The sequence below is a fragment of the Phenylobacterium ferrooxidans genome, from assembly GCF_042714595.1.
GTDB classification, from domain to species: domain Bacteria; phylum Pseudomonadota; class Alphaproteobacteria; order Caulobacterales; family Caulobacteraceae; genus Phenylobacterium; species Phenylobacterium ferrooxidans.
In genome coordinates, this window is the sequence record NZ_JAOTJD010000054.1 from 1 (window position 1) to 24,865 (window position 24,865).

Here is a 24,865-nt window from a genome sequence, read left to right on the forward strand (position 1 = left end):
TCTTCCAACCCCACGAGTGCGCCAACTACCTGCACAACTCCGGATACGGTTCCGTCTAATCGAGTCCCGCTCTAGCGCCCAGCCCCGCCGCAAGCCGCAGTGCGCCCGTCAGGCGCCCGTAATACGGCGAGGCCGATCAGGAAGCGCTGGCGGCCTTCGGGGCCACGGGCTCGGCGGGCTTGGCTTGGCTGACCGGGGTCAGCCTGCCCTTCTCAGCCTTGGCTTCCGGGGAGGGCGTGGCCGGCGCGGCCGCCGGTTCCGGGGTGGCCTGCGGCGCCGTTTCGGAGGGTCCAGAGACCACCACCGCCGACGTCAGGCGGAAGTCCGGCGCACCCGCCTGGGCCGGCATCGGCGTCAGGCTGGCATAGACGGTCTCGGCGGCGGGCGCCTCATGATGGCCGGCCCGGCTGTCGGCGACATAGGTCGCAGGCGCCGCACCACGGCCGAAGCGGTAGAAGATGTGGGTCCCGACCTGGGCCACCCGAACCATGCGGGCCCCCCAGTTGGGGGAGACGCCGGTGGTGTGGAAGCTGGTGGCGTCGCCCACCGAGGCCATCAGGCCTCCCGACAGGGCGCGACCGGCGACCTGCTTGGCGCGGTTCCAGGCGACGACCTCGCGGCCCCGACGCATGGAGCCGTCGCAGGCGAAGCTGAACTGGCATCCGCGAGCCCGGGCGGCGCCCTGGAACACGACACCGCAGACGCTCTTGGGATAGGCCGGATGACGCACGCGGTTCAGCACCACCTGGGCCACGGCCTGCTGGCCGACGGCGGTCTCGCCGCGGGCTTCGAAATAGACGGCCTGGGTCAGGCACTCCAGCTCCCGCGAGGTCTCCAGCATGCCGGCCATGCGGAACGGCGGTGCCGACGGGACCAGGGGACCGGCGAAGGCGGCGCGCAGCACGACGGCAGACGCCGGGTTGCGGTCGCGCTTTTCCAGCCGGGCGGCGAGGATCGCGGACTGGCGGTCGCGCTCGGCGTCGCCGGCCACGGTGAAGGGGTCATGACGGCGCGCCACCGCCAGGATTCCAGGATCCATGTCGGCGGCTTCGCGCTGAAGAACGGCTTCCGAAAAGCCCCCGGCGGCGGCTTCGGCCAGGCGGGCCGTACGTTGGTGGTCGGTGGTGGCGCGCGCCATCCCGCCGGCCAGATAGGCGGCGCCGAGGCCCAGGCCGACGCCCGAACCCAGCAGCACAGCACTGGTCAACGCACGCCAATCGGCGCGCGCCTGAGGTTTGGATAGCAAAGGATGGTTGTCCCGTGTGGCGAAGGCGGAAGCGCCCCCAGACATCGTTTGCTGCTCGACGCCCCTGCACGTGCTGGCGGCGTTCCGCGGCGGGCCTGCTCCTTACACGTGGAAGGCAGGCCATGGCGAAGTTGCCGTGCTTATGACCGCAGAGTTTATGATTCGCAAGCTCATATTGCAGCGCAGCATGGAAATGCCTGTGGACGGGCGCCTCCGCAGGCCGTTCGGAACCTCTACCGTTCGCCGCCGTTCTTCCCGCCGAGACCCCCTGAACCGGAGCTATGTCATGCGGAAAACCCTTAGCCTTCTTGCCATTGCGAGCGTCGCCCTGACCCTCGCGGCTTGTGGCCACAACGTTGAGCAGCGCGCCTCCACCGGCGCCATCACCGGCGCCGTGATCGGTGGCCCCGTGGGCGCCGCCGCCGGCGCGGCGGTGGGTACGGTCGTCAGCAAGGCGGTCGACAAGTAGTCCTGGCGATGGCCCCGCGCGCTGCGGGGCCATAGTCCAACTGTGTCATGTGGCGCTCCCCGCTCTGACTAGAGTCGTATCGAAGCTACGATTCTTAGGGGCCCAACGTGGGACATGTCATCTACGCCGTCATGACGTTGGCCGCGGTCATTGCGATCGCCGTCATGGGCGGGCATCCTATCTGACGATGAAGCGCAGTCTGTCTCTCGCGCTGCTGATGGCGGTGTGCGCCTCGGGAGCCCACGCCGCGCCGGCTTGGCGCGTGCAGCAGTCCTGCGCCCTCAAGCGCTATCTCGGCGCCACGCCTGCTTTCGCCAACACCTGGGGACGTGACGCCTCCCAGGTCTCCCATGGGCGCCGCCCCGCGGCCACCGCCTGGCGGACCGAGCCCGCCGCGCGCTTCAACTACACCACCGCCATGGCCTCGGGTCGCGCCTTCGCCGACCGCGCCGCTGACCTGCTCGCGCGCCGGGAGGGGATCAGCCGGGACGAGGCCCTGCGAGTGATCGGCGCCGATCCCGGTCCCTGGCCGGAGGTCACCGAGGCCAAGTGTGACGCACTCGAGCGGCTCGCCCGGCGCTGACACCCGCCAGGGTCGTAAAAGCGCTCTGGAGGCATCCGAGCCGCCAGGCCGAAACCCCATTTCGGGCCAACTGTAAAGCTTTGTAAAATCGTGGCCCGCAAAGGATTTTCCGCGCTGAAGCTCTGGTAAGACGTCGTTAAGGATTAACCTCAACGCACGGTCGAACTCAGATGACGGACATGGATGAAGTCGCCCTGGCGCGGCGGATGAAATTCGCCAAGACCTGGAACATCAATCCGCTCGTGGCGGAGATCGTTGAGATCCTGCTGATCTATGGCGGCTCGGCCCACCGCAATCTGGTGGCTGAGCGGATCGCGATGCGGCGCACGCGCGAGCACATCTCCGACGGCCTGAAGCGCGAGATCTTCGAAGCCTTCGACGCCCATTGCGAGGGCGCCGCCAAGGCGGGTCAGCCCGCCCTCCTCTTCCTGCCCTTTGGCGAGGGTTCCCACCGCTGGTCCCTGACCCCCGAGGCTCAGAGCTTTCTGGAACAGGCCCCCGCCGCCCTGCCCCGGCCGGCTGCGCGCCGGTGACCCATGCGCCCTTCCTGTTGAAGCTGACCTCCGCCCTGGCCGGCGGCGCCTTCTGTCTGGGCGTGGTTCTCGGCCTGGCCCTGATCCATGCCTGACGCCATGCACCCCAAGTCACGACGCCTGCTGTTCGTCCTGGCTCTGGCGCTGAACCTGGCGGCCTGGATTCTCATCCTGCGCACGGTGATCCTGCCCCTCGTCAACAATTGACGCAGGCGCGCACGCGCCGGAGAGTTCGGCTCATGTCAGCCAAGCTCCTCGCGCCCCTCGCCGCCGCGGCCCTCCTGGCCGGATGCGCCACACCCCCTCAGGTCGTGCGGAGCGGCGACCCCGCCTTCGCCACGGGCAAGACAGTGGCTCTAGCGGTCAGCGAGGCAACGCCCTCGGACCGGGCGCGCCTGGACCAGGCCTCGGTCCTGGTGCTGGAAAAGCTTCAGGCCCAGGAGGCGCGCGTGGGCGACCCGGCCGCCGCCGACTACCTGATGCAGGTGGCCTTCAGCGCCTTGCCCAGGGGCGTGGGCGTCATGCGCGACGGCGCGGGGAGTTGGCTGTCGCAGTCTCGCCGCCGGTTCGGAATGCGGGGCCCCGGCTACGCGGTCAGCATCACAGCCATCGAGGCCCGGACCGGCAAGGCCGCCTTCTCGGCCACCGCCACCGGGCGCGCCCGCGGCGATCCCGCCAAGGCCGTCGACCGCCTGGTGACGGCGGCGCTGGGCCAGCCCTAGGGTCTTCGTCTCCCGTGCGGGACAGGAAGGCGCTCAACTGTACTCTGGCAGATCCACCATGAACGTCGCGCCCGTGCCAGGAGCGCTCGCGCACGTCACCTGCCCGCCGTGCCGCACCACCACCGAGCGGACGAAGGCCAGGCCCAGCCCCGCGCCGGCGTCGCCGGCGGCCGAGGGCCGCGCGAACCGCTTGAAGGGCTCGAAGACGCCCGCCATCTCCTCGGGGCTCAGGCCCGGCCCCTGATCGGTGACGCTGATCCGCGCCCGGCCGTTCTCGCGGGCCAGGGCGACGACGATCTGCGCCCCTGCCGGGCTGTACTTCACCGCATTCTGGAACAGGTTGGCGAAGGCCCGCGCGAGCAAGGAACGGTCGCCAAGCGCCAAGCAGGGCTCCTCGCAGCCCTCCTGGAGGAACTCGATCTTCCGCTGCTGGGCCTGGGGCCAGAGCTCGTCGGCCATCTCGGAGATGACGTCGCAGAGGTCCACCGGCTCGCGGACCAGGACCGAGGCCTCCGCGCGGGCGAACTGCACAAAGCCATCCGCCAGCGCCAGGGTGCGCCGCGCATTGGCGGCGATCCGGCCCACCACCGTGGGCTCCAGACCCGGCGACTGCTGCAGCAGGGCCAGGATCGAGGTCTGCGGCGAGCGCATGTCGTGGGTCAGCAGTTGCAGGGCCTGTTCTCGCTGGCGGGCGGTGGCCATCAGCTGCGTGGCGTCGGCCAGGCTGATCACCTCACCGGCCTGACCGCCCCCCTCCCCGCGACGCGGCGCCCTCATCATCAGCAGGGTGCGGCCGTCGCTCAGTTCCAAGGGGTGGGTTCCGGAGACGGGCGCGTCCAGCCCCTGAGGTTCCAGCCTCCGCAGCAGGTCGGTGAGGTTCCGGCCCACCAGGTCAGATCCCAGCAGCGTCTCCCCCGCCGCATTGGCCTGGATGACGATCCCCCCGGCGTCGGTCACCAGGGTGGCGTCAGGGAGGCTGGCCAGGATGTCGTCGGCGAAGCGGCGCAGGGCGTCCATCCGCGAGATCGCTCCGCTGAGCGCCCGGGCCTGGCTCTCCACCACGTCGGCCACAGGGCCGTTGGCGACGGGAGCCTCCAGCCGCCCCCCCAGCCTCTCGAACTCGGCCTTGAGATAGTCGCTGGCCATGGCCAGGCGCCGCCAGCCCCAGAGCGGAAAGACCAGCAACAAGACAGCGATCGCGCTGACCGGTGAAAGCCACAGGTGCGCCAGGGCGAACAGCATGACGCTGAGGCTCAGGACGGCCACGCCCAGGCCGATCGCCAGGGTCAGGTTCTGGGCGGGCTTCAGATACAGGAAGCCGGCCATCAGGATCCACAGCGGCAGGACGGCGATGGCCAGGCGCAGAGGCCACCCGGCTTCGCCGCGCGCCACGCCGTGGTCCAGGGCGTCGAGGATATTGGCCTGCAGCTCCACGCCGGACATGCCGCCGGCTCCGCCCATGGGCGTCTGGAAATGGTCGGTCATGCCCAGCGCCGTGGCGCCCACCAGCACCCGTTTTCCGGTGAAGAATTCGGGGGGCACCTCCCCGCGCAGCACGCTGCCGAAGCTGACCGCGCGATGGGCGCCCGGCGGCCCGCCGAAGGGGATCAGTTCGGCGATGCAGGACCGGTTCGGGAGGGGCGTCTTCAACCCCAGCACCACCTCGGCCAGAGGCCGCGCGGTCGGGGCCGGGCAACGTTCGCGGCGACGCACCACGCCATCGGGATCGGGGCGGATGATCACCTGGCCGAGGCCGGCGGCGGCGGCGGCCAGGGGACCTGCGGGCGGGACCTGGTTCAGTTCCGCGCCGTTCAGGCCCTGCCCCACCAGCACCGGCAGGAAGACGGCGCCCGCGGCCTTCATCGCCTTGGCCAGGCTGGGGTCGACCAGATCAGGCTCGGTGAACAGCACGTCGTAGATCACCGCCTTGGGCCCCATGGGCGCCAGGGTGTTCAGCAGATCTGCGTGACGCGCCCGGGGCCAGGGCCAGCGGCCGAGCTCGGCCAGGCTGCGGTCGTCGATGGCGACGATGATGATGTCCGGGTCCGCGGGCCGGCCGCTCATCGTGGCGAAAGCGTCGTAGACCGCGCCGTCGGCCCGGGCCAGCAGGGAGCCCCAGGTCGCGCCGCCCGCCGCGGCGGTGGCGAGCACGGCCACCAGCAGCCACTCCAGGAGCAGTCGTCGGCCGGCCGGCGATCGCCCCGTGTCCGGCATGGGCTACTGCCCGACGGTGAGGTCTTGCAGGCCGCCGACCTTCTCGGTGATCTGGCCCTTGGCCAGCCGCGTCGCCGTCACCCGCCAGTAGTAGGTCCCGGGGGGCAGGTCGGTGAGCACCACCTGCGGCGCCTCCAGCCCGGTCTGGTCCACCAGGGCGGTGCGCGCCTGGGGGTCGGCGAACATCTGGAAACGGTAGGTGCGAACCCCCTGGCCGGTGGCGGTCCACTTGAACAGGTACTTGCGCAGCTTGCCGGAGCGGTCGACCGCCGCCTGGCCTGGCTCCAGGACGTTGAGGTCGCGGTCGAAGCCGTAGTTGGAGGCCAAGCCCTCCAGCCCGATTGCGTCGAGGGCGGTGACGCGGACGAAATAGGTCCCGTCCGGCACGCCTGCGAAGGTGACCGCCGTCTGGTCGGTCGTGGTCTCGGCGAAGGTGTCGACGAAGCCCGCGTCATTGGCCAACTGCAGCCGGTAGGCCACCGCGCCGGCCACCGGCTCGACGGCGAAGGCCACCACAGGGTCTTCCTGCGCGCGACCTCCCCGCGCCAGTTTCGGGGTTGGCGGCAACTTGATGGGCTCCCCCACCGAGGTCGGCGAGACGCTGACCCCGAAGGTCTCGGCCACCGCCACCTCGGCCGAGGTCCCGGCCACCCCCACCAGGCCCTTCAGCACCTCGGTGGTGGCCTGGCCATCGCTCAGCGCCGCCACCCGGAACTCGGTGCCGCGCACGGCGGAGACCGACAGGGGGGTGCGGATGAGGAAGCGCGAGTCGGGATTGGCGTTGGGGGTCGCGGAGGTGGAGCTGCGCCCCTGGTCGAGGTCGAAGACCCGCAGCATCCCGCCGGTCATCGGGACCTCCCGCAGCTGCCGGACCCGGCCGCTGGAATTGGAAGGCAGGGTGATCCGGCTCTCGTCGGAAAGCTCGATGGTCAGGAAGCCGCCCGCCAGGGTCGTCAGGCGCATGCCCTCGACGATGGGCAGGCCCACGCGCGGCGTGATGGCCCGCCCGCCCTGTTCGATCTGCACCCCGCCGGAAAAGGCGACCAGCTCGGCGGTGATGGCGTTGGTCCGCATCACCCGGTAGGGAACCACCACCGTGGACCCCGGCCGCAGGCGGCGGGCGTCAGGGATCCTGTTCAGCCGCTGGACGGTGCGGTAGTCGCCCGGCCGCGCGAAGTAGCGGGTTCCCAGGGTGTAGAGGTTGTCGCCCTTCTTCACCACATAGCGGGCGTCGGGCGGGCTGGGCGGCGGCCCCTGCTGGGCCAGGGCGGCGGTGGGCAGCGCCAGGGCGAGCAGCAGGGCCGGCAGCTTCACTGGGCGTCCTCCAGGACCGGTTGGCAGCGCTCCAGCCGGTAACCGAAGCCGTAGACCGTCACAAGCCGGAAGCCGCTCGCCGGCCGCAGGGAGAGCTTGCCCCGCAGGCGCGAGATGTGGGCGTCCAGGGTGCGGGTCTCCAGGTCCGCCCGGTGGCCCCAGACCCGCTCCAGCAGATAGTCGCGGCTCAGCGCCCGGGACATGTTGCGGAACAGGGTGAGCGCCAGCTGGAACTCCTTGGAGGTCAGCTGCTCGGTCCTGCCGTCGCGGCTGGCGGTCTCGGTGGCGGGGTCGAAGGTCCAGCCCTCGTGGGTCTCGCCGCTGGTGGGCGGGGACGCCGGATAGGCGCGGCGCAGCAGGGCCGCCACCCGGGCCAGCAGGATCGAGGGCTCGAAGGGCTTGACCAGATAGTCGTCGGCCCCGGCGTTCAGCCCCTCCACCACGTCGCTCTCCACCGAGCGGCTGGTGACCAGCAGCACGGGCGGCGCGGTGGGGAGGAGTTCCGGCAGGCGCGCCAGAACGTCGATGCCGGTCATCTCCGGCATGTTCCAGTCCATGATCAGCAGGTCGAAGGTCTGGCGCCGCAGGTCGGCCAGCAGGGCCGGCGGGCGCTCATAGACGGTGCAGCGGTGCCCGGCCTGCCGCAGCATGGCCGCGAGCAGATCATTGTGGGCCTGGTCATCGTCCAGGACGGCGATGTTCATGCCTTCGAGCCCCCACCCAAATCGACTGGCGGAAAGCTTAACCTTCGCAGGTCCGCCCGGCCCCCGGATTCGTCGCCAGGTTACATTCCTTTACGTTCCTGCCTTGGGCGGGTTGTTGCGGGCCACGAAGTCGGCGTAGCCCTCGATGTACTCGTCCGGGATGAACCCCGCCATCATGGCGCTCAGGTGCCCCTTGCCCGGCAGGACCAGGTTGGTGAAGTCCGGCAACTCGCGCGCCATGCGGTGGGTCCGCGCATTGGGGCGGTCGTACTCGCCGTTGATGGCCATGACCGGGAAGTCGACCCTGGAGAGATCGAGCTTGTTGAGGGTCGCCATCATGCGGCCGGCCATGTCCTCCATGGCCCGCACCGCGCCGCCGCCCACCACGGCCTGGACCTTGGCGCGGATCTTGTCGCCGAGGTCGTTGCCGACCTCCTCGCCCTTTGCCTGGCGGCGGGCCTTGACCTGGGCGTTGGCGGCGGCCTCGTCAGGGGCCTCTCCGGTCACGTCGGGCGGGACCTTGTCCTTCCACTCCCCGACCTCGCTGATCCCCGAGCCCTGGAAGCAGGCGGTGATGAACCGCTCCGGCGCGCGGGCCAGCAGTTGCAAGGTCACCCCGCCGCCCATGGAATAGCCGGCGATGTGGGCCTTGCCGATCCCCATCTGGTCCATGAATTCCAGGACGTCGTCGGCCATGTTGAAATGGCTGTGCCGCGCCCCGCCCGACAGGCCGTGGGCCCGCATGTCGAGGGCGTAGACGTGGTTGGTCTGCGCCAGCCTTGGCGCGATGCCGTTGGAGAACCAGTTGCCGATGGCGCTGCCCCGCGCCCCGTGGATCAGGATCACCGGAACGCCTTGGCCGGCCTCCACATAGTGCAGGCGGGTCCCGTCCTTGACCGTGAAGTAGCCGTCGGGCCAGCGCGGCGGTGCGGCGCGCTCGGCCGCGGTCGAAACCGACATGAAATCCCCAAGAATCTACGCGACTGAAATGCTGTCGGCGGGAAATGAGTCCCGCCTGGCGCGCATTATGACGGCTCCCAGGTCCCGGCGCCAACGGCCTTGAGTTGACAGGCTGGGCGCAGGCGGTGTCCTGGGGTCGTCCCCAGTCAGGAAGCTCCCCCTTGCGTCACGCCCTGCTCAGTCTCGCCTTCGCCCTCATCGCCGGCGCCGCCAGCGCCGCCCCGGCCTATGTCACGGGCGAGCCGTCCCTGGGCAAGCCCACGGCGAAGATCCACGTCGAGGAGTACGCCTCCCTGAGCTGCAACCACTGCGCTCAGTTCAACAACGAGGTCTTCCCGGCCTTCAAGGCCAAGTACATCGACACCGGCAAGGTCCGCTACACCCTGCACGAGTTCCTCACCGAGCCCGCCAATGTCGCCGCCATCGGCTTCATCACCGCCCGCTGCGCCGGGGCCGACAAGTACTATTCCGTGGTGGACGGCCTGTTCCGCCGCCAGGCCGAGATCTTCGAGACCCGCCAGCTACGCCCGGTCCTGCTGGAGGTCGCCAAGCAAGCCGGTCTGTCCGAGCCCGAGGTCACCGCCTGCGTCAACAACCCGGCCCATGGCGAGGCCCTGGAGGCCCGGGTGGCGGCCGGCGTCGCCCGGGGCGTGGACTCCACCCCCTTCTTCTTCGTCAACGGCGTGAAGGTGAACGGCGTCACCCTGGCCGACCTCGACAAGGCCATCGCGGCGGCGGGGAAGAAGAAGCGGTAGCCTGCTGCTACCCCCTGTCATCAGGGCGCCCTAGCCTTCCGGGGTCATGATCCCTAAATTCGACCCCATGCCCCGCACCCCGAAGACCGCCGAGCCGACCGGTGTCGCCGACATGTCGGCGGTGTTCGACTATGACGAGTCCGCCGGCCCGGTGGTCTGGATCCCCCACCGCCCCGACCGCCCGGTAAAGTCCGAGGGCGGCCGCCGGTTCAAGCTCGTCTCCGAGTACGAGCCGGCCGGCGACCAGCCCACCGCCATCGCCGACCTGGTGGCGGGCCTCGAGGGCCGCGAGCGCGACCAGGTGCTGCTCGGCGTCACCGGCTCGGGCAAGACCTTCACCATGGCCAAGGTGATCGAGCAGACCCAGCGCCCGGCCCTGATCCTTGCGCCCAACAAGACCCTCGCCGCCCAGCTCTATTCGGAGATGAAGAGCTTCTTCCCCGACAACGCGGTGGAGTTCTTCGTCTCCTATTACGACTACTACCAGCCCGAGGCCTACGTGCCGCGGACCGACACCTATATCGAGAAGGACTCCTCGATTAACGAGCAGATCGACCGGATGCGCCACTCGGCCACCCGGGCGATCCTGGAGCGCGACGACGTCATCGTCGTGGCCTCGGTCTCCTGCATCTACGGCATCGGCTCGGTGGAGACCTATTCCACCATGACCATCCAACTGGAGGTCGGGCAGCGGGTGGACGAGAAGAAGCTGATCGCCGACCTGGTGGCCCTGCAGTTCAAGCGCAATGACGCCAGCTTCGAGCGCGGCGCCTTCCGCCGGCGCGGCGACACCCTCGAGATCTTCCCCGCCCACTACGAGGACCGCGCCTGGCGCGTCAGCCTGTTCGGCGACGAGATCGAGGCCATTGTCGAGTTCGACCCGCTCACCGGCCGCAAGACCGCCGACCTGCCGAGCATCAAGCTCTACGCCAACAGCCACCACGTCACCCCGCGCCCGACGCTCCACCAGGCGATGATCTCCATCAAGGCCGAGCTGAAGGAGCGCCTCGACTGGATGATCGCCAACGGCAAGCTGCTGGAGGCCCAGCGGCTGGAGCAGCGCACCACCTTCGACCTGGAGATGATCGCCGCCACCGGCTCCTGCGCCGGCATCGAGAACTACAGCCGCTACCTGTCGGGCCGCCGGCCGGGCGAGCCGCCCCCCACCTTCTTCGAATACATCCCCGACAACGCCCTGCTGTTCGTGGACGAGAGCCACCAGGCGGTGCCGCAGATCGGCGGCATGTACCGGGGCGACTACCGCCGCAAGTTCACCCTGGCCGAATACGGCTTCCGCCTGCCCTCCTGCCTGGACAACCGCCCCCTCAAGTTCGAGGAGTGGAACGCCATGCGGCCCGACACCATCTGCGTCTCGGCCACCCCGGCGGCCTGGGAGCTGGAGCAGTCGGGCGGGGTGTTCGCCGAGCAGGTGATCCGCCCTACCGGTCTGATCGACCCGCCGGTGGAGATCCGCCCGGTCTCCAAGGACAACCACAGCCAGGTGGACGACGTGATCGCCGAGGTGCGCGACACCACGGCCAAGGGCTACCGCTCGCTGATCACCGTGCTCACCAAGAAGATGGCCGAGGACCTCAGCGAGTACATGCACGAGCAGGGCCTGCGGGTCCGCTACATGCACTCCGACATCGACACCATGGAGCGGATCGAGATCATCCGCGACCTGCGCCTGGGCGCCTTCGACGCCCTGATCGGCATCAACCTGCTGCGCGAGGGCCTGGACATTCCCGAGTGCGGGCTCGTCGCCATCCTCGACGCCGACAAGGAGGGCTTCCTGCGCTCCGAGACCAGCCTGATCCAGACCATCGGCCGGGCGGCGCGCAACGTGGACGGCAAGTGCATCCTCTATGCCGACCGGGTCACCGGCTCCATGGAACGCGCCATGGCCGAGACCTCACGCCGCCGGGAGAAGCAGGCCGCCTACAACCTCGAGCACGGCATCACGCCCGAGAGCATCAAGTCCTCCATCAAGGACATCCTGGCCTCCCCCTACGAGAAGGACCGGGTCACCGTGCCGGTGGGCGTGGCCGAGGACTCCAAGCCCTTCATGGGCGACAACTTCAAGACCACCCTGCGCGACCTCGAAAGCCGCATGCGCCAGGCCGCCGCCGACCTGGAGTTCGAGACCGCCGCGCGCCTGCGCGACGAGATCAAGCGCCTGAAACTGATGGACCTGGAATTCGCCAACGACGTGCTGACCGCGCCGGGCGAGGAGGTGGACCGCACGGCGGTGAAGAAGGTGCGGGCGGAGGCGCGGGCCGAGGCGCAGGAGCGGTTCCGGAAGGGGAAGCGGTAGGGGTTCTCAACGCCGTAGCAGGTAGGGAAAGAACAACCGAAAATTGACTCTCCAGTTTAATTCACATCCAATTCCCCAAGTTTGGGGGGTTTGGGATGCAGGTTTCCGTTTGGGCAGGGTTGCATAATCGGCAAGCCGAGCTCGATTTCGTAGATATTGATACGGACACGGATACGCGACTATTCGTCGATCCTTACGCGATTGATATCAGGGGCGATGCTTGGTCCTCCGACTGCAGCCGACACCTTCGTTCCTTCTTCAACGCTCTAATCGGCGCACTTAGAAACAACGATGATGCGCGTGCTGAGCACCTAGCTTCTCACCTCCACGAAACGAACGAGACATTCCTCGGCCTATCGAAAGGTCGCCCACAGGGTCGCGGTATTGGTCGCGACCAGGCCCTTCAGATATTGGATGCGTTGAAAAGAAGCCGCGCAGTAGCGTCCGGCCTACTTTCGGAACTTGCTGAAGCCGAACTCTTCATCGAGGGCATCGGATCAGACAAGATTTCTGATCTAACAACGAATATCTTAAGGGGACCGCTTCTTCATTACACGCGGGAACAAGCTAACTTGTGGAACATGCCTCTTACGGCAAATGTTGCCCTCAGCCCAATATGGGATCCAAATCGGGAAGACTGGATACAGGCTCCACGGGAAACCTTGGTCATCGATGGGAAACCAGTAATATTGGTTCCAAAATTTTCTGTCCGGAAAATACTGACGCTAAATTCTCAGGAATTTTACAACAACCATATGATTTCCTATCTTCGGCAGGAATATCTTCATGCCGGCCAAGCGCTGGTTCACGTCTTGAAATCTGGAGAACCGGTTGTTTGGAAGAAAGACGTAAAGGAACTTCACCCAAAATCCAAACCCGCCCTTGCAGAATTTGCCGAACAACATCCCGAAGTTCTAAATCTTTACAAGCGTCTAGCTGGCGCGAAGGGAGCGCTTGACGCAAGCGACTTTGAAGACGAATTCGACGAAGCTGAGTTCGCTCGTCGAATGATCGCAGAGCTTCGCGAAATACCGCCCGGCGGCCCCCACGCCAGCGCCTATCATTCATTTTGCATCGGCGCGCTCACCTTCCTTCTATTCCCAGACTTGATCTGCCCGGTCAAAAAACGTGAGATCGATCAGGGCCGGAAGCGGATCGATATTGCGTATAAGAACGCAGCTAGAGATGGATTTTTTGATATGGCTTTGCGCTCGCCGCAACTACGATCAATAGAAATACCGGTTGAATGCAAAAACTATACTCAGGATATCGCCAATCCTGAATTAGATCAGCTCACAGGTCGCTTCTCTCACGTCCGTGGATTTCTGGGACTACTTTGCTGCCGAGCGTTCAACGACAAAGTCAGGTTCACTGAACGCTGCAAGGATGCTGCTGTTCATAGAGGACACTTTGTGATCGTTTTGGATGACGCCGATCTTGAGCTAATGCTTCAAAATGTCGAGCAAGGCGCGAGAACGGCCAATGACGTCTTTCTCCGTGGCCGTTTTGGCGAGCTCACCGCATAGAGGTAGTTCACGCCTTACAACCCCGCCAACCCGTTGATCACCAGCGCCTGAAGCGTCAGCCGCTTGTCTGACCAGCCGTGGTCCGTCGCCACGTGGAAGCCTTGCGCCTTCGTCCCGCCCGCCGCCATGACCGCGGCGATTAGGCGGTCGGTGTCGGGGCGTCGTCGCTGGAGAGGACCAGGAGGGGGCAGGCCGGGGCCGAGGGTGTCCAGGCGCCAGGCCTCGCCGCCGGCGATCAGTTCGTCGGCCATGCCCTGGCCTGTGGCGCCGGCCAGGGTCTCGCGGTTGTTGTCCATGGCGGCGGCCAGGGCGGTGGGGTCAGCCTTCCCCTGGACGCCCCGCGCGCCCATGTCGGCCGCCGAGATCAGGACGGCGCCCAGCAGGTCCGGGTCCTTGGCGGCGGTCTGGGCCGTGACCCAGCCGCCCATGCTGTGGCCGGCGATGGCGATGCGCTTGGGATCGACCCCCAACTTCGCCGCGCTTTGGGGGTCGCGCAGATAGGCCAGCATGGCCCGCGCATCGATCAGGTTGTGGCCGAGGGCCCCGGGCTGCCCCAGGAGCCGCGATAGTTGAAGGCTGCCGCGTTCCAGCCGGCGCGGCGCACGGCCTGGGCCAGGTCGAGGTTCTTCTCATTGCCCAGGCGCATGGGGCGGCTCCTCGGGAAGCGGAGCCGTGATGGTGGCGCGGGGCTGGCGGAGGCGCAACCAACGTTCCTTCTCCCCTTGCGGGAGAAGGTGGCCCTGCGGAGCAGGGTCGGATGAGGGGTCGAAAGCCCTCTCCGGTCAGGACGTCGCACGATCATCGGAGAGGGGAGCGTGACCCCTCATCCGACCGGTCTCCGACCGGCCACCTTCTCCCACAAGGGGAGAAGGACGGCGATCGCTCAGGCCACGCCGTCGAGACGGTCGGCGATCCAGATCTTGATCAGGGACTGGCGGGTCACGCCGCGCCTCTGGGCCTCGATATCCAGGCGCCGCACCATCTGGTCGGTGAAGTCGACATTGACGCGCCGCTTCTCCAGGCCCGGACGGCGGGCGGTCGACCAGTCAATATGGTCGCCGATGTCCTCGCCGGACTCGAACTTGGCGTCGAACGCCTCGGCGCTAATGGTCTTGGCTGTCATATGCGCTCACCTCATCGTCCCGCGACCGCCGGACCGAGATGATCCGGATCGCGTCCTCTCGCTCGGTGACGACCGCCGTCCAAAGGCGCTCGCCGATCCTGCCGATCACCAGTCGCCGCGGCTCGGCCACGAACCGGGTGTCGACCACCAGCCTCAGGTCGTCATCCCACAAGGCCTGGGCCGCCGCGAAGTCGATCCCGTGCTTGGCGAGGTTGCTGGCGCTCTTGTCCGGGTCGAACTCGAACATGGGGCTAGGCTAGCACGGAAATGGTATAGTTTCCACTCCCTCCGGCGCGGCGTGCCCCTTCGGGCCCTACCGCTGCGTGACCTTCCAGCCGTCGCCGACCCGGGTGGTGGTCCAGGCGACGCCGTCCCAGTCGGTGAAGTTGAGGATGGTGTCGTGGTGGCCCGCGCCGCCGGACTTCGGGGTGTGGTGGAAGCGGCGGCTGGCGGCGTCCCAGGTGGCCGACCAGCAGGCCCCGCCCCAGGTGCGGTAGTCGATGCGGCGGTCGGCGTGGCCCGCGCCCTTTTCCGGCTGGTGGTAGAAGCTGTCACCGGCCCAGGTGGCGGTCCAGCGGGAGCCGTCGCAGGTGGTGTAGGGGATGTCGATCACCGTCTGGCCTGACTGCGGCTGGGCCTGGGCCGGGGCGCCGAGCCCCAGGATCGCCGCCACCACCGCCGTCGCCGACGCCGCAAATGTCTTTCCACCCATGGTCGTCCTCCCAAGCTGGAGCTTGAACCTAACGGTTGCAGCGGCCCCGCCAAGACCCTGTGACCCAAAAACCGCACGCGCCCAGCCTGGGCGCGGGGGCCGGAACCACGGCGGCGGTTCGGGCGTAGACCTGGGCATGGGGGAGCGCCGAACCGGCGGTCCAGAAACGGACGACGGACGGCGCTTCCAAAACTCTTGCTGGGGATAGCAGCCATGTCGCCGTCGCTTTCCGTCGTGTCCGACAATGTTGTCGGCGCCCTCCCGCGTTCCGAAGCCCTGTCCATGCGCGTGCGCCGCCTGCAGGCCGAGGCCAGGGGCCTGGCCCGCGAGCACATCGCCGCCCTGGTGGCCGCCCTGCACGAGGCCGAGGTCCTGGCCGCCGAGATCGCCGAGGGCGGCGAGGCCTATCCCGCCGGCATCCGCGACATCGCCCGGCGCCTGACCGAAGAGTGCGAGTTGAAGATCGGCACGATCGAGGCGATCAACGCCCGCCTCTAGGCTCTGGCCCGGCGCCTGCATGGCAGCGCTTCAACCGTCCCGGTTTGGAGCGAAACCATGGTCAGTCGTGTTGCGCGTACACGTCCCCGCCTCGTCGCGGAGACCCCGAAGGTGAATGTCGTGGCCCTGCAGGCCCTGGCGCCCGCGCCGGAGACGGCCGAGGCGCCCGCGCCCGCCTCCGAGACCCTGGCCGAGCAGATCCGGCGGTTGCAGAGCGAGGCCAAGAGCCTGGCCCGCAATCACGTCGACGCCCTGCGCCTGGCGCTCATTGAGGTCGAGCGGCTTTCGGAGGAGATCGGGGCCGGCGGGGACGTCTATCCCACCGGGGTGCGCGAACTGGCCCGGCGCTTCGCCAGCGAGACCGACACCAAGGTCCAGGCCCTGATGGCCATCGTTCAGCGCAGCTAGCCTCTGGCGAACCGTCAAGGATTGTAAGCTTCAGGCGCGGCTGCATCCATTTCTGAAGCGCGGCGTTAGCTCCCCGGTTGTTCAAAGTGGTCGCCCTCCCCGGCGCCCGGCCAAGGGATTTGCTAGATGACCGACACCATCAACCGCGTGCTGATCGGGGCCTTCGCCGCCGCCGTCATGACCGTCGTGGCCATGGCCGGGACCATGGTCGCCGCCTCCCAGCCCGTGGCCTTCGGCCAGGGCCTGAGCCAGCAGAGCCAGGGCCGCTAAGGTCTAAAGATCCTCCCCCAGGCGCGCCGCGCCGATGTGGGGGAGGTGGACCGCCGCGCAGCGGCGGGACGGAGGGGGATCAACGTCGTTGACCTCTTCGGCCCTAAAACAAGAGTCAAAGTCCCCCTCAGGCGCTTCGCGCCAGCTCCCCCAGGAGGGGAGCATCCTCACCCCACCAGGTCGCCGAATTCCTTGCTGCGCCGCAGCCAGGCCGCCGCGTAGCCGCAGATCGGGGTGATCTTCAGCCCCTTGGCCCGCACATCGGCGCTGAGCGCGGCCATCAGCCGGCCGGCCGCGCCGGTGCCGCGCAGGGCGGCCGGGCTTTCCACATGGTCGAGATAGAGGCGCTCTCCGCTCAGACGATAGTCGGCCCAGGAGGTCTGGCCCTGTTCGTCCATCTCGTAGCGGTCGCCGGTGTCGCGCAGATCGGTCATGGTCTGATCATAACCCTCTCGCCCGCGAGATCGATCCCGCTTAACTTCGCGATTGCGTGAGCGGGAGAGAGCAATGCGTTTGGGTGTGATGCTGGCCGGCATGGCCATCCTGGGCGTCAGCGCCTGCGGCAAGCCGGCCGAGAAGACCGAGGCGGAGGCGGCAGCGCCAGCCTTCACGCCGTCGCAGACCCCGCCGAAGCGCAAGCCGGGCCTGTGGGAACAGCGGGTCTCCACCGGCGATTTCGTGCAGGTCAGCCGCATCTGCCTGGACGCCGCCGCCGACGAGAAGATCAGCTTCTGGGGCTCCCAGGCGACCCGGGACATGTGCGAGAAGAACGTCTTCTCGGCCCGCGTGGCCGGCGGCTATCAGTTCAGCTCGGTCTGCGACATGGGCTCGGGCGGCAAGACCACCACCAGCGGCACAGCCACGGGCGACTTCAATTCCAAGTACGTCATCCAGGCCGAGAGCTCCACGGAGGGCGCCGCCGCCCCGCAGATGAACGGCCTGCACAAGGTCACCGTCGAGGCCGCCTGGCAGGGCGCCTGCCCCGAAGGCTACAAGCCCGGCGACATGTCCCTGCCCGGCGGCATGAAGATCAACATCCTGGAGCTGCCGGTTCCCCCCAAGGGTTAGACCAGCTCCACCGCCATGGCCGTGGCCTCGCCGCCGCCGATGCAGAGGCTGGCGACGCCGCGCTTGCCGCCGCGGGCCTCCAGGGCCGAGAGCAGGGTCGCCAGGATGCGGGCGCCGCTGGCCCCGATGGGGTGGCCAAGCGCGCAGGCGCCGCCGTTGACGTTCAGTCTGTCGCGATCCAGGCCCAGCTCCTGCTCGGCGATCATGGCCACCACGGCGAAGGCCTCGTTGACCTCCCAGAGGTCGACGTCGGCCACCGACCAGCCGGCCTTCTGCAGCACCTTGCGCATGGCGGGCACGGGGGCGGTGGTGAACAGGCCCGGCTCGTGGGCGTGGGCGGCGTGGCCGGCGACGCGGGCGACGATCTTCAGGCCCAGGCGCCGGGCGACGGACTCCCGCGTCATCACCAGGGCCGCGGCGCCGTCGCTGATGGAGCTGGCGTTCGCCGCGGTGATGGCGCCGTCCTTGGCGAAGGCGGGCTTCAGGGTCGGGATCTTGGCCGGATCGGCCTTCATCGGCTGCTCGTCGGCCTCGATCAGCACGGCGCCCTTGCGGCTGACCACCTCCACCGGAACGATCTCGCGGGCGAAGGCGCCGGTCTCGGTGGCGCGCTTGGCGCGGGCCAGGCTCTCTATGGCGTAGTCGTCCATGGCCTGGCGGGTGAACTGGTAGGTCTTGGCGCTCTCCTCGGCGAAGGAGCCCATCAGCCGGCCGGGCTCATAGGCGTCCTCCAGCCCGTCCAGGTACATGCTGTCGGAGATCACGTCGTGGCCGATACGGGCGCCGCCCCGGTGCTTGGTCATCAGGTAGGGGGCGTTGGACATGCTCTCCATGCCGCCGGCGATGACGATCTGCGCCGAGCCGGCGGCCAGCGCGTCGTGGGCCAGGATAGCGGCCTGCATGCCCGAGCCGCACATCTTGTTCACGGTCGTGGCCTCCACCGAGAGCGGCAGGCCTGCGCCAAGGGCCGCCTGTCGCGCGGGCGCCTGGCCAAGTCCGGCGGGCAGGACGCAGCCCATGACGATCTGCTCCACGGCGGCGGGGTCGAGCCCTGCCCGCTCCACCGCCGCGCGCACCGCCGCCGCCCCTAGCGCCGTGGCCTTCACGGGCGACAGATCCCCCTGGAAGCCGCCCATGGGCGTGCGGGCGTAGGACGCGATGACGACGGGATCAGAGGCGGACATGGCTGGAGTTCCTCTCAGGGGTCCCTGATGTGCGCGGGGTGGTGAAGAAGTTCAAGGCGCCCGGGCCGGAAGCCAAGCTAGACTGTCGCCATGCATCCCGATCACGCCCTCATGCTGGAGGACCTGCGGCGCCTGGCGCGGCCGGTCTCCGGCGCGCCCGTGCAGAACGATTCCTATGGCGGCAGCGGCCGGCCGTACTTCAACATCTCGGTTCCCCACCGCCGGGCGATGGCCAAGGCCTGGCTGGCCCGCCACAGGGCCGAAGGTCCGCAGGCGGCCCTGGCCCTGGTGGAGAGCCTGTTCGACGGGGCCTCCCACGAGGAGAAGACCCTGGCCGCCATCCTGCTGGGCTACAGCGCCCCGGCCCGTGCGGCGGCCACGCCCGCCGACCTCGACCGCTGGCTGGGCAAGCTCAACGGCTGGGCGGAGGTGGACAATCTCTGCCAGAATGTCTTCAGCGCCGCCGAGATGGGCCGCGACTGGCCGGCCTGGAAGGCGCTGATCGAGGCGCTGACGCTCAGCCCGGACATCAACCGCCGCCGCGCCGCCCTGGTCCTGCTCACCGGCCCCACGGCCCGCTCCGACGACGACGGCTTCCACGACCTGGCCTTCCGCACGATCGAGGCGCTCAAGGGCGAGAAGCCGATCCTGATCACCAAGGCGGTGTCCTGGCTGCTGCGGGCCATGGCCGCGCGGCGTCCCGACGCCGTGGCCGCCTATCTGGACCGGGAGGCCGACAGCCTGCCGGCGGTGGCGGTGCGCGAGACCCGCATCAAGCTGACCACCGGGACCAAGTCGGGCAAGCGGCGCGGCGGCTAGACCCCGAAGGTCTTCTCAATAAATCCGCCACCCAGCACCCGCCCAGGCGCCGCCGGGTCGTAGAGGACGCAGGCCTGGCCGGGCGAGACGCCGTGCTCCGGCGCATCGAAGATCACCGCGGCGGCGCCATCGCGCAGGGCGAGCCTGGCCGGCAGCGGCTCGGCGGTGGAGCGCACGCGGGCCAGGACCGGAAGCCCCGCCTCGCAGGCGGCCTCGACGCTGGCCTGGTCGCCCAGCCAGTTGGTCTCTTTCAGGCTGCAGCCCAACGTCAGCAGGGCCTCGCGCGGCCCCACGATCACCCGGCGGCTGTCGGCGTCGATCTTCACCACGAACAGCGGATCGCCCACCGCCACGTTCAGTCCCCGGCGCTGGCCGACGGTGTAGCGGGTGACGCCCTCGTGGCGGCCCAGCACCCGGCCATCCAGGTGCACGATGTCCCCCGGCTCCGCCCCATGCGGCCGCAGGCGGTCGATCACCGTGGTGTAGCGGCCCTCGGGAACAAAGCAGATGTCCTGGCTGTCGGGCTTCTCGGCGATGGCCAGGCCCAGCTCGGCGGCGGCGCGGCGCACCTCGCTCTTGGGCAGGTCCCCCAGCGGGAAGCGCAGATAGTCCAGCTGCTCGGCCGTGGTGGCGAACAGGAAATAGCTCTGGTCGCGGGCCGGGTCGGCGGCGCGGCGCAGCTGCGCCCCGGCCGGGCCCATCTCGCGGCGGACATAGTGGCCGGTGGCCATGGCCTCGGCGCCGAGGTCGCGGGCCACGTCCAGCAGGTCGCGGAACTTCACAGTCTGGTTGCAGCGGATGCAGGGAACCGGCGTCTCGCCCCGCAGATAGGCGTCGGCGAACTCCTCGATCACCTGCGCCTTGAATCGGCTCTCATAGTCGAGGACGTAATGCGGGATGCCGATGGCCTCGGCGGCCGACCGGGCGTCGTGGATGTCCTGGCCCGCGCAGCAGGCGCCCTTCTTCTGGATCGCGGCGCCGTGGTCGTAGAGCTGCAGGGTCACGCCGATGACCTGGTAGCCGGCGCGGGCCAGCAGGGCCGCTGTCACGGTGGAGTCGACGCCCCCGGACATGGCCGCCACCACGCGGGCGCCCACCGGCAGGCCCACCGCGGCGCGGGCGGCCTCTACGGCGTGATCGGCAAAGAGAACGGGCGCGTTCATGGGGCCTATGTAGCGGGTCGAGCGGGGTTTTGCGAGATCGGCGCCGAGCCGCAGATTTCAGCGGCTGCGGCCAAATATCGCGAAACAGTGATCTCGCCTCCGAGGCGAGTGGTGTAAACTCCGGCGATCCCCGTGAAGTAACCGTCGATCGCGGAGACCCACGGACACTGGGCCTATGGCTTGTGCCCGACCTCACCGATTGGGGACGCAGATGAACCAGTACCGGCTTTATGTCCTGAACCCTGAAGAACACGTCGCGGCCACCCGCGAGGCGCAGTTCCCTGATGACATCTCGGCCCTGAAGGAGGCGGTGGACCTCCGCGCCGACCAGTTCGCCGTCGAGGTCTGGATGGGCGAACGGCTGGTCGGCCGCATCGGCGCCGAGTTCTCCCTCTAGCGCTTACTTCAGCACGTTCAGCAGGGACGAGTTCTGCAGCGACAGGAAGACCTGGGCCGCGGCCTGCACCGCCACGCCGGCCTGCTGCAGCGCCGTCGCCGCCTCGGCCGGATCGGCGTCGGTGATGTCGCCCATCATGCCGGCCAGGCTGTTCTGGCGGGTCACCAGGTCGATCTTCACCGAGTCCACCCGGGTCTGCACCATGCCGTTTCGGGCGGTGTTGTTGATCATCTCCTTGTTCACGGAGTCCCAGTTGGCCAGCACGCCTTCAAGATAGATGCGTTGATTGTCGGTGAGGTTGCCCTGGAACGGGCCGTCGGGGCCCTCCTGGAACGCCTGCACATCCTTGAAGGCGGTCAGCAGATCGGTTCCAAGGTTGTTGGCCAGCAGGCCGGTGTTCACCGTGGTGGAGTCGTCCACCTTGGCCTGGGTGACGAAGTCGTCGTTGTGGAAGAAGTCCGAGATGACCTTGGCCGGATCGGTGAGGTCGCTCAGGGAGGTTGCCGAGACCGGCAGGGTGTCGATCTGGCCGCCCGCGAAGACGTACTTGCCGCCGTAGCGGGCGTTCAGGCCGTCCACCGAGTTGCGGAAGAAGCCCTGCAGGTCCTGCATGAGGGTGTCGGCCCGGCCGCTGGCCAGGGCCTGGGCGATGGTCTCCCGCGTCCCCTGCGCCGCCGAGGTGATCTGGTTGAGGGCGAAGTCCTGGGTGGTCAGCTTGTCGGTGATCAGCTTGCTCTGTTCGAGATAGCCGCCGATCCGGGCGTCGATGGACTTCATCGCGGTCAGCATCTCGGCGTTGCGCGCATAGCCCTTGAGGTCGGTCCCCTGCTTCTGGGTGGCGACGCGGGCGCCAGCCTCCATCTGCCGCTGCTGAGCGGCCTGGATGTTGGCGAGCACGGCGCTGTAGTTGCCGTTCGTGGAAACGCGGGTCATCGCGGTTGGCCTTCGGTCAGATCATATTGCTAAGGACGTCGAACAGCTCCTTGGCGGCCTGCACCATGCGGGCCGAAGCGTTGAACGCCTGTTGGTAGGTGGTGAGACGCACAAGCTCTTCGTCGAGGTTCACACCCTCCACCGACTGCCGCCGGGCCGTGGCCTCGGTGGCCACGGAGTCAGCGGACTGTTTGCGGGTGTCGGCGGCCTGGGCGCGGCGGCCGATGGAGCCGCCGAACTCGGCGGCGTAGCGCGAGACGGTCATGGTCACCTGCCCCAGCTCTCCGGCCGCGCTGAAAGCGGTGGCGATGTCGCCCGAGCCCGCCAGGGCCAGGGCGCCCCGCCCGTCCCCTGGCCGCAGGGAGGCGGCCGGCGGGGTGACTGAAAGGTCAAGCTTGCCCAAGGCCAGCTTCATCGGGTTGGAGACCAGGGCCTGGTCGACCGTGAACCGCCCGGCCCGGCTTGAGCGCTCGTTGACCCCAAGGCCGAAGAGCTGGCTGAGGGAGGCGCCGTCGGTTCCGCGCTTGGTGTCGTCCTTGGCCACGGCGAGCTGGACATCGCCGCCCCCGTTGCCCGCGAAGGTCATCTTGCCGCTGGAGTCGAGGGAGAAGGTCCCATAGAGACCGACCCCGGTCGAACTGGCGTTCAGGGTGTCCAGCAGGTCCTGCATCGTCCCGGCCGGCGGCATGGTGATGGAGATGTTGCGCAGCGGGCGGCCGTCGGCCTGGGCCAGGTTGAGCTGGATCACATCGCCGGGCGTGAACCCGTGACCGTCGGTAAGCTTCAGGCCGGTCTCGTAGTTGGTCACCCCGTTCGACCGGACAATGTCGTTCAGGCCAAAGAAGTGGGAAAAGGCCCGGCCGGCCTTCATCGAGGTTCCCTCATCCATGGCCACGCCATAGCCGGCGCCGGCCGCCAGGCTGAGTTGGCCATCGGCGAAGGTGGCCGTGGCCATCCCGCCAAGCGCGTTGTTCAGGTCGCCGAGGAAGTCGCCGCTGAAGGCGCCGCCGGGGGTCATGGTCTGGTTGTCGAAGTCGATGACCACCGAGGATTGGACCACGCCGTTGGCCTGATCGACGATGGCGATGGTGGAGGTTCCGGTGAAGCCCGCGGCGGCGGTGTCCAGGTCCGTGCCGACGTCGCGGCCCGTCATGCTGGCGGGCGGCGGCATGGCGGCGTTGGCGTTATGCGCCGCGTTCAACTGCTCGGTCACCCGGCTGACAAACTCGCCGAGTTGATCCGACAGGCCCGGCAGGACGTCGTCGCGCAGGTCCATCAGGCCCCGCAGGTCGCCGCCGGTGATGGTGATGGGCTGGGCCTGGCCTATGCCGCCCATGGGTTCGATGGCGATGTAGGACATCGTCGAGTCGCTGCGGTTGTAGCTGAGCTTGGCGGCGTTATCGCCGGCCAGCAGATAGCCCTCGGCCGACCGGATGGTGACGCCGCCCTGGCTCCGCTGCTGAACCTGGACATTCATGATGGCCGACAGTTCGTCGATGAGCTGGCTCTGGATGTTCTCCGAGCCGGACGCGTCGGCATTGGCCAGGTTGGCGCGGCTCACGTCGGAGTTCAGCCGGTTGATCTGCTCCAGCAGATCGTTGGCGCGGTCGATGTCGGCCTTGGCCTGGGCGTCGACGGTGTTTCCCAGGTCGTTGATGTGGGTGTTGATGCGAGCGCCTTCGTTGAGGAAGTCGCTGATATTGGAGATCGCCTGGCTGCGCAGCAGGCTGGAGGACGGATCATCGGAGGCCGCCGAGAAGGCGGAATAGATGCTGTCCATGCGCGAGAAGAAGAAGTTGTTGCTGGACGGGTCGCCGAACAGGCTCTGGGCGTTGTCGAGATATTCCGACACCGTGCCCCAGCGCTTGGACTCCGAGGTCGCCGACAGGGTCGCCATCTGCAGATACTGGTCGGTGATCCGCTTGACGCCGGAAACCTCGACCCCCATCCCCATGCCGCCGACGACCACCGGCTTCTGGTCGATGGTCTTGCGGACATAGCCAGGCGTGTTGACGTTGGCGATGTTGTCGGAGGTGGTCCGCAGGCCGGCCTGCGCCGCCTGCAGGCCGGAAGCCGCGGTCCTGAGGGAAACGGTCAGGGACATCTCTTAGCCCTCCGCCCGGCAAAGCCTGACGCCCGACCCGGTCAAATCTGCCGGTAGTCTGGGGAACGCCCGCGCGTAGAGCCGCATTTTCTTCAACATTTTCAATGTGGTCCCTTTAGGGCCCCGATGAGCTTGCGATCCGTGGCGCAAGAGCGGCGCCAGTTCTTCGAAGTGACCTGTGAGACCGACCGGGCGGCAGGGACGACCTATCAAGGTCGCCAGGCTCGGCAAAAAGCGCCGCAACAGGCTGGCGCGAGCATGCGGGCGCGCGACTAAAAGTGTTTTAAAACAGACGATTAATAGGCATTGGCCAAGTTGGCGCGGAGGTTGCTGAGCAGGGTGGCGACCCCTTCGTCCGCTGGACCCACCCACCTCATGACCGCGCCTCTGCTCAACGCCTCGACCCTCACCCCCACCGGCGCCGCCGGCGGAGCGGCTGGTCTGTTCGGCGGCGCCGCGACCGGAGGACCGGTGGCGGGCTTCGAAGCCCTGATGGCCGCCTTCTTCGGCGGCCCGGGCGCGACCGAGCCGATGCTGGGCGCGGACGGCAAGCCCGTGGTTCAGGCCACCGGCCCCGCCAAGGGCGACAAGGCCAAGGCGGACGGCAAGGCTGAGGGTGAGGTCGCCGACACCGCCACCCCCTCCACCGACGCCCAGATCCTGGCCGCCCTGCTGGCCCAGCCTATCGCCCCGCCGCCTCCCATCGTCCCCACGACCGCCGGTGGCGATACTGAGGGCGAAACCCCGGCGGGCGGTCCCGCCGCCCCCGCCTTCGGTCCCGTGGTTTCCGACGCCGCCCTCGCCCAGGCCTTGCAGGCCGCGAAGGCCGCCGACGCCAAGGCCGCG

29 protein-coding genes are annotated in these 24,865 nt (G+C 68.4%); 14 read left to right on the forward strand and 15 right to left on the reverse strand.

Annotation, left to right across the window (positions count from 1 at the left end; genetic code table 11):
- Nucleotides 1–136: 136 nt before the first annotated feature.
- Nucleotides 137–1,207 carry a cell wall hydrolase gene (locus tag OCL97_RS20550; RefSeq protein ID WP_377371583.1) on the reverse strand — a complete coding sequence of 357 codons (1,071 nt, stop codon included), beginning with the start codon at nucleotides 1,205–1,207 and terminating at the stop codon, nucleotides 137–139.
- A gap of 325 nt (nucleotides 1,208–1,532) precedes the next feature.
- On the opposite strand from OCL97_RS20550, the gene OCL97_RS20555 reads away from it, so the two are divergent.
- From OCL97_RS20555 to OCL97_RS20570, 4 genes are all read left to right on the forward strand, one after another.
- Nucleotides 1,533–1,715, forward strand: coding sequence for a hypothetical protein (locus OCL97_RS20555; protein WP_304778514.1), 183 nt, complete (start codon nucleotides 1,533–1,535; stop codon nucleotides 1,713–1,715).
- Nucleotides 1,716–1,902: 187 nt separating this feature from the next.
- Nucleotides 1,903–2,298, forward strand: a complete 396-nt coding sequence (locus tag OCL97_RS20560; protein WP_377371584.1) for a hypothetical protein — start codon at nucleotides 1,903–1,905, stop codon at nucleotides 2,296–2,298.
- 179 nt (nucleotides 2,299–2,477) lie between these two features.
- Nucleotides 2,478–2,831: a hypothetical protein gene (locus OCL97_RS20565; RefSeq protein WP_377371585.1), complete on the forward strand. Its 354-nt coding sequence runs from the start codon at nucleotides 2,478–2,480 to the stop codon at nucleotides 2,829–2,831.
- Nucleotides 2,832–3,070: 239 nt separating this feature from the next.
- Nucleotides 3,071–3,553 carry a hypothetical protein gene (locus OCL97_RS20570; protein ID WP_377371586.1) on the forward strand — a complete coding sequence of 161 codons (483 nt, stop codon included), beginning with the start codon at nucleotides 3,071–3,073 and terminating at the stop codon, nucleotides 3,551–3,553.
- Nucleotides 3,554–3,586: 33 nt separating this feature from the next.
- Here OCL97_RS20570 and OCL97_RS20575 read toward each other — a convergent pair whose 3' ends face one another.
- The 4 genes from OCL97_RS20575 to OCL97_RS20590 form a co-directional block, all read right to left on the reverse strand.
- The gene (locus OCL97_RS20575; protein ID WP_377371587.1) at nucleotides 3,587–5,767 is read right to left on the reverse strand and encodes a CHASE2 domain-containing protein; all 2,181 of its coding nucleotides are present in this window, start codon (nucleotides 5,765–5,767) and stop codon (nucleotides 3,587–3,589) included.
- Nucleotides 5,768–5,770: 3 nt separating this feature from the next.
- A complete protein-coding gene (locus OCL97_RS20580; RefSeq protein ID WP_377371588.1) occupies nucleotides 5,771–7,081 on the reverse strand; it encodes a FecR domain-containing protein in 1,311 nt (436 codons plus the stop codon).
- Nucleotides 7,078–7,785 (reverse strand): response regulator transcription factor, encoded by a 708-nt coding sequence (locus tag OCL97_RS20585; RefSeq protein WP_377371589.1) that lies wholly within the window; start codon nucleotides 7,783–7,785, stop codon nucleotides 7,078–7,080. Before OCL97_RS20585 ends, OCL97_RS20580 begins: the two co-directional genes overlap by 4 nt.
- Nucleotides 7,786–7,875: 90 nt before the next feature.
- Nucleotides 7,876–8,745 carry an alpha/beta fold hydrolase gene (locus OCL97_RS20590; protein ID WP_377371590.1) on the reverse strand — a complete coding sequence of 290 codons (870 nt, stop codon included), beginning with the start codon at nucleotides 8,743–8,745 and terminating at the stop codon, nucleotides 7,876–7,878.
- A gap of 161 nt (nucleotides 8,746–8,906) precedes the next feature.
- Between OCL97_RS20590 and OCL97_RS20595 the strand changes: the two genes are divergently transcribed.
- The 3 genes from OCL97_RS20595 (at nucleotide 8,907) to OCL97_RS20605 (ending at nucleotide 13,340) form a co-directional block, all read left to right on the forward strand.
- On the forward strand, nucleotides 8,907–9,500 hold the full coding sequence (locus OCL97_RS20595; RefSeq protein ID WP_377371591.1) for a thioredoxin domain-containing protein: 594 nt from the start codon (nucleotides 8,907–8,909) through the stop codon (nucleotides 9,498–9,500).
- A 67-nt stretch (nucleotides 9,501–9,567) separates the two neighbouring features.
- Complete coding sequence (gene uvrB, locus OCL97_RS20600) at nucleotides 9,568–11,814, forward strand: excinuclease ABC subunit UvrB (protein ID WP_377371607.1); 2,247 nt, start codon at nucleotides 9,568–9,570, stop codon at nucleotides 11,812–11,814.
- Nucleotides 11,815–11,909: 95 nt separating this feature from the next.
- Nucleotides 11,910–13,340: a hypothetical protein gene (locus OCL97_RS20605; RefSeq protein ID WP_377371592.1), complete on the forward strand. Its 1,431-nt coding sequence runs from the start codon at nucleotides 11,910–11,912 to the stop codon at nucleotides 13,338–13,340.
- 14 nt (nucleotides 13,341–13,354) lie between these two features.
- On the opposite strand, the gene OCL97_RS20610 is transcribed toward OCL97_RS20605, so the two are convergent.
- From OCL97_RS20610 to OCL97_RS20630, 5 genes are all read right to left on the reverse strand, one after another.
- The gene (locus tag OCL97_RS20610) at nucleotides 13,355–13,849 is read right to left on the reverse strand and encodes an alpha/beta hydrolase family protein (RefSeq protein ID WP_377371593.1); all 495 of its coding nucleotides are present in this window, start codon (nucleotides 13,847–13,849) and stop codon (nucleotides 13,355–13,357) included.
- Between the two features lie 14 nt (nucleotides 13,850–13,863).
- The gene (locus tag OCL97_RS20615; protein ID WP_377371594.1) at nucleotides 13,864–13,986 is read right to left on the reverse strand and encodes a hypothetical protein; all 123 of its coding nucleotides are present in this window, start codon (nucleotides 13,984–13,986) and stop codon (nucleotides 13,864–13,866) included.
- A gap of 237 nt (nucleotides 13,987–14,223) precedes the next feature.
- A complete protein-coding gene (brnA, locus tag OCL97_RS20620; protein ID WP_305704942.1) occupies nucleotides 14,224–14,463 on the reverse strand; it encodes a type II toxin-antitoxin system BrnA family antitoxin in 240 nt (79 codons plus the stop codon).
- Complete coding sequence (locus tag OCL97_RS20625; RefSeq protein ID WP_377371595.1) at nucleotides 14,444–14,710, reverse strand: BrnT family toxin; 267 nt, start codon at nucleotides 14,708–14,710, stop codon at nucleotides 14,444–14,446. The genes brnA and OCL97_RS20625 overlap by 20 nt, the downstream gene beginning before the upstream one ends.
- A gap of 66 nt (nucleotides 14,711–14,776) precedes the next feature.
- The gene (locus tag OCL97_RS20630) at nucleotides 14,777–15,175 is read right to left on the reverse strand and encodes a hypothetical protein (protein WP_377371596.1); all 399 of its coding nucleotides are present in this window, start codon (nucleotides 15,173–15,175) and stop codon (nucleotides 14,777–14,779) included.
- Nucleotides 15,176–15,388: 213 nt separating this feature from the next.
- Here OCL97_RS20630 and OCL97_RS20635 point away from each other — a divergent pair, with 213 nt between their 5' ends.
- From OCL97_RS20635 to OCL97_RS20645, 3 genes are all read left to right on the forward strand, one after another.
- Complete coding sequence (locus OCL97_RS20635; RefSeq protein WP_377371597.1) at nucleotides 15,389–15,673, forward strand: hypothetical protein; 285 nt, start codon at nucleotides 15,389–15,391, stop codon at nucleotides 15,671–15,673.
- Nucleotides 15,674–15,730: 57 nt separating this feature from the next.
- Complete coding sequence (locus OCL97_RS20640; RefSeq protein ID WP_377371598.1) at nucleotides 15,731–16,081, forward strand: hypothetical protein; 351 nt, start codon at nucleotides 15,731–15,733, stop codon at nucleotides 16,079–16,081.
- 126 nt (nucleotides 16,082–16,207) lie between these two features.
- Nucleotides 16,208–16,351: a hypothetical protein gene (locus tag OCL97_RS20645; RefSeq protein WP_304778549.1), complete on the forward strand. Its 144-nt coding sequence runs from the start codon at nucleotides 16,208–16,210 to the stop codon at nucleotides 16,349–16,351.
- A 167-nt stretch (nucleotides 16,352–16,518) separates the two neighbouring features.
- On the opposite strand, the gene OCL97_RS20650 is transcribed toward OCL97_RS20645, so the two are convergent.
- A complete protein-coding gene (locus tag OCL97_RS20650) occupies nucleotides 16,519–16,785 on the reverse strand; it encodes a GNAT family N-acetyltransferase (RefSeq protein ID WP_305338302.1) in 267 nt (88 codons plus the stop codon).
- 73 nt (nucleotides 16,786–16,858) lie between these two features.
- Between OCL97_RS20650 and OCL97_RS20655 the strand changes: the two genes are divergently transcribed.
- The gene (locus OCL97_RS20655; protein WP_377371599.1) at nucleotides 16,859–17,419 is read left to right on the forward strand and encodes a DUF3617 domain-containing protein; all 561 of its coding nucleotides are present in this window, start codon (nucleotides 16,859–16,861) and stop codon (nucleotides 17,417–17,419) included.
- On the opposite strand, the gene OCL97_RS20660 is transcribed toward OCL97_RS20655, so the two are convergent.
- Nucleotides 17,416–18,603: an acetyl-CoA C-acyltransferase gene (locus tag OCL97_RS20660; RefSeq protein WP_377371600.1), complete on the reverse strand. Its 1,188-nt coding sequence runs from the start codon at nucleotides 18,601–18,603 to the stop codon at nucleotides 17,416–17,418. The genes OCL97_RS20655 and OCL97_RS20660 overlap by 4 nt on opposite strands.
- A 90-nt stretch (nucleotides 18,604–18,693) precedes the next feature.
- Here OCL97_RS20660 and OCL97_RS20665 point away from each other — a divergent pair, with 90 nt between their 5' ends.
- Nucleotides 18,694–19,422 carry a DNA alkylation repair protein gene (locus OCL97_RS20665; protein ID WP_377371601.1) on the forward strand — a complete coding sequence of 243 codons (729 nt, stop codon included), beginning with the start codon at nucleotides 18,694–18,696 and terminating at the stop codon, nucleotides 19,420–19,422.
- Here OCL97_RS20665 and mnmA read toward each other — a convergent pair.
- Entirely contained in the window at nucleotides 19,419–20,585 is a 1,167-nt protein-coding gene (gene mnmA / locus OCL97_RS20670) for a tRNA 2-thiouridine(34) synthase MnmA (protein ID WP_377371602.1), read from the reverse strand. The two genes, OCL97_RS20665 and mnmA, sit on opposite strands and share 4 nt — an antisense overlap.
- A gap of 211 nt (nucleotides 20,586–20,796) precedes the next feature.
- Here mnmA and OCL97_RS20675 point away from each other — a divergent pair, with 211 nt between their 5' ends.
- On the forward strand, nucleotides 20,797–20,982 hold the full coding sequence (locus OCL97_RS20675) for a hypothetical protein (RefSeq protein ID WP_377371604.1): 186 nt from the start codon (nucleotides 20,797–20,799) through the stop codon (nucleotides 20,980–20,982).
- A 3-nt stretch (nucleotides 20,983–20,985) separates the two neighbouring features.
- On the opposite strand, the gene OCL97_RS20680 is transcribed toward OCL97_RS20675, so the two are convergent.
- Together OCL97_RS20680 and flgK are read right to left on the reverse strand one after the other, a co-directional pair.
- Complete coding sequence (locus OCL97_RS20680) at nucleotides 20,986–21,915, reverse strand: flagellin (protein WP_304778568.1); 930 nt, start codon at nucleotides 21,913–21,915, stop codon at nucleotides 20,986–20,988.
- 16 nt (nucleotides 21,916–21,931) lie between these two features.
- Nucleotides 21,932–24,019, reverse strand: a complete 2,088-nt coding sequence (flgK, locus tag OCL97_RS20685) for a flagellar hook-associated protein FlgK (RefSeq protein ID WP_377371605.1) — start codon at nucleotides 24,017–24,019, stop codon at nucleotides 21,932–21,934.
- Between the two features lie 375 nt (nucleotides 24,020–24,394).
- Between flgK and OCL97_RS20690 the strand changes: the two genes are divergently transcribed.
- The coding region (locus OCL97_RS20690; RefSeq protein ID WP_377371606.1) for a hypothetical protein at nucleotides 24,395–24,865 on the forward strand (471 nt) is incomplete at its 3' end.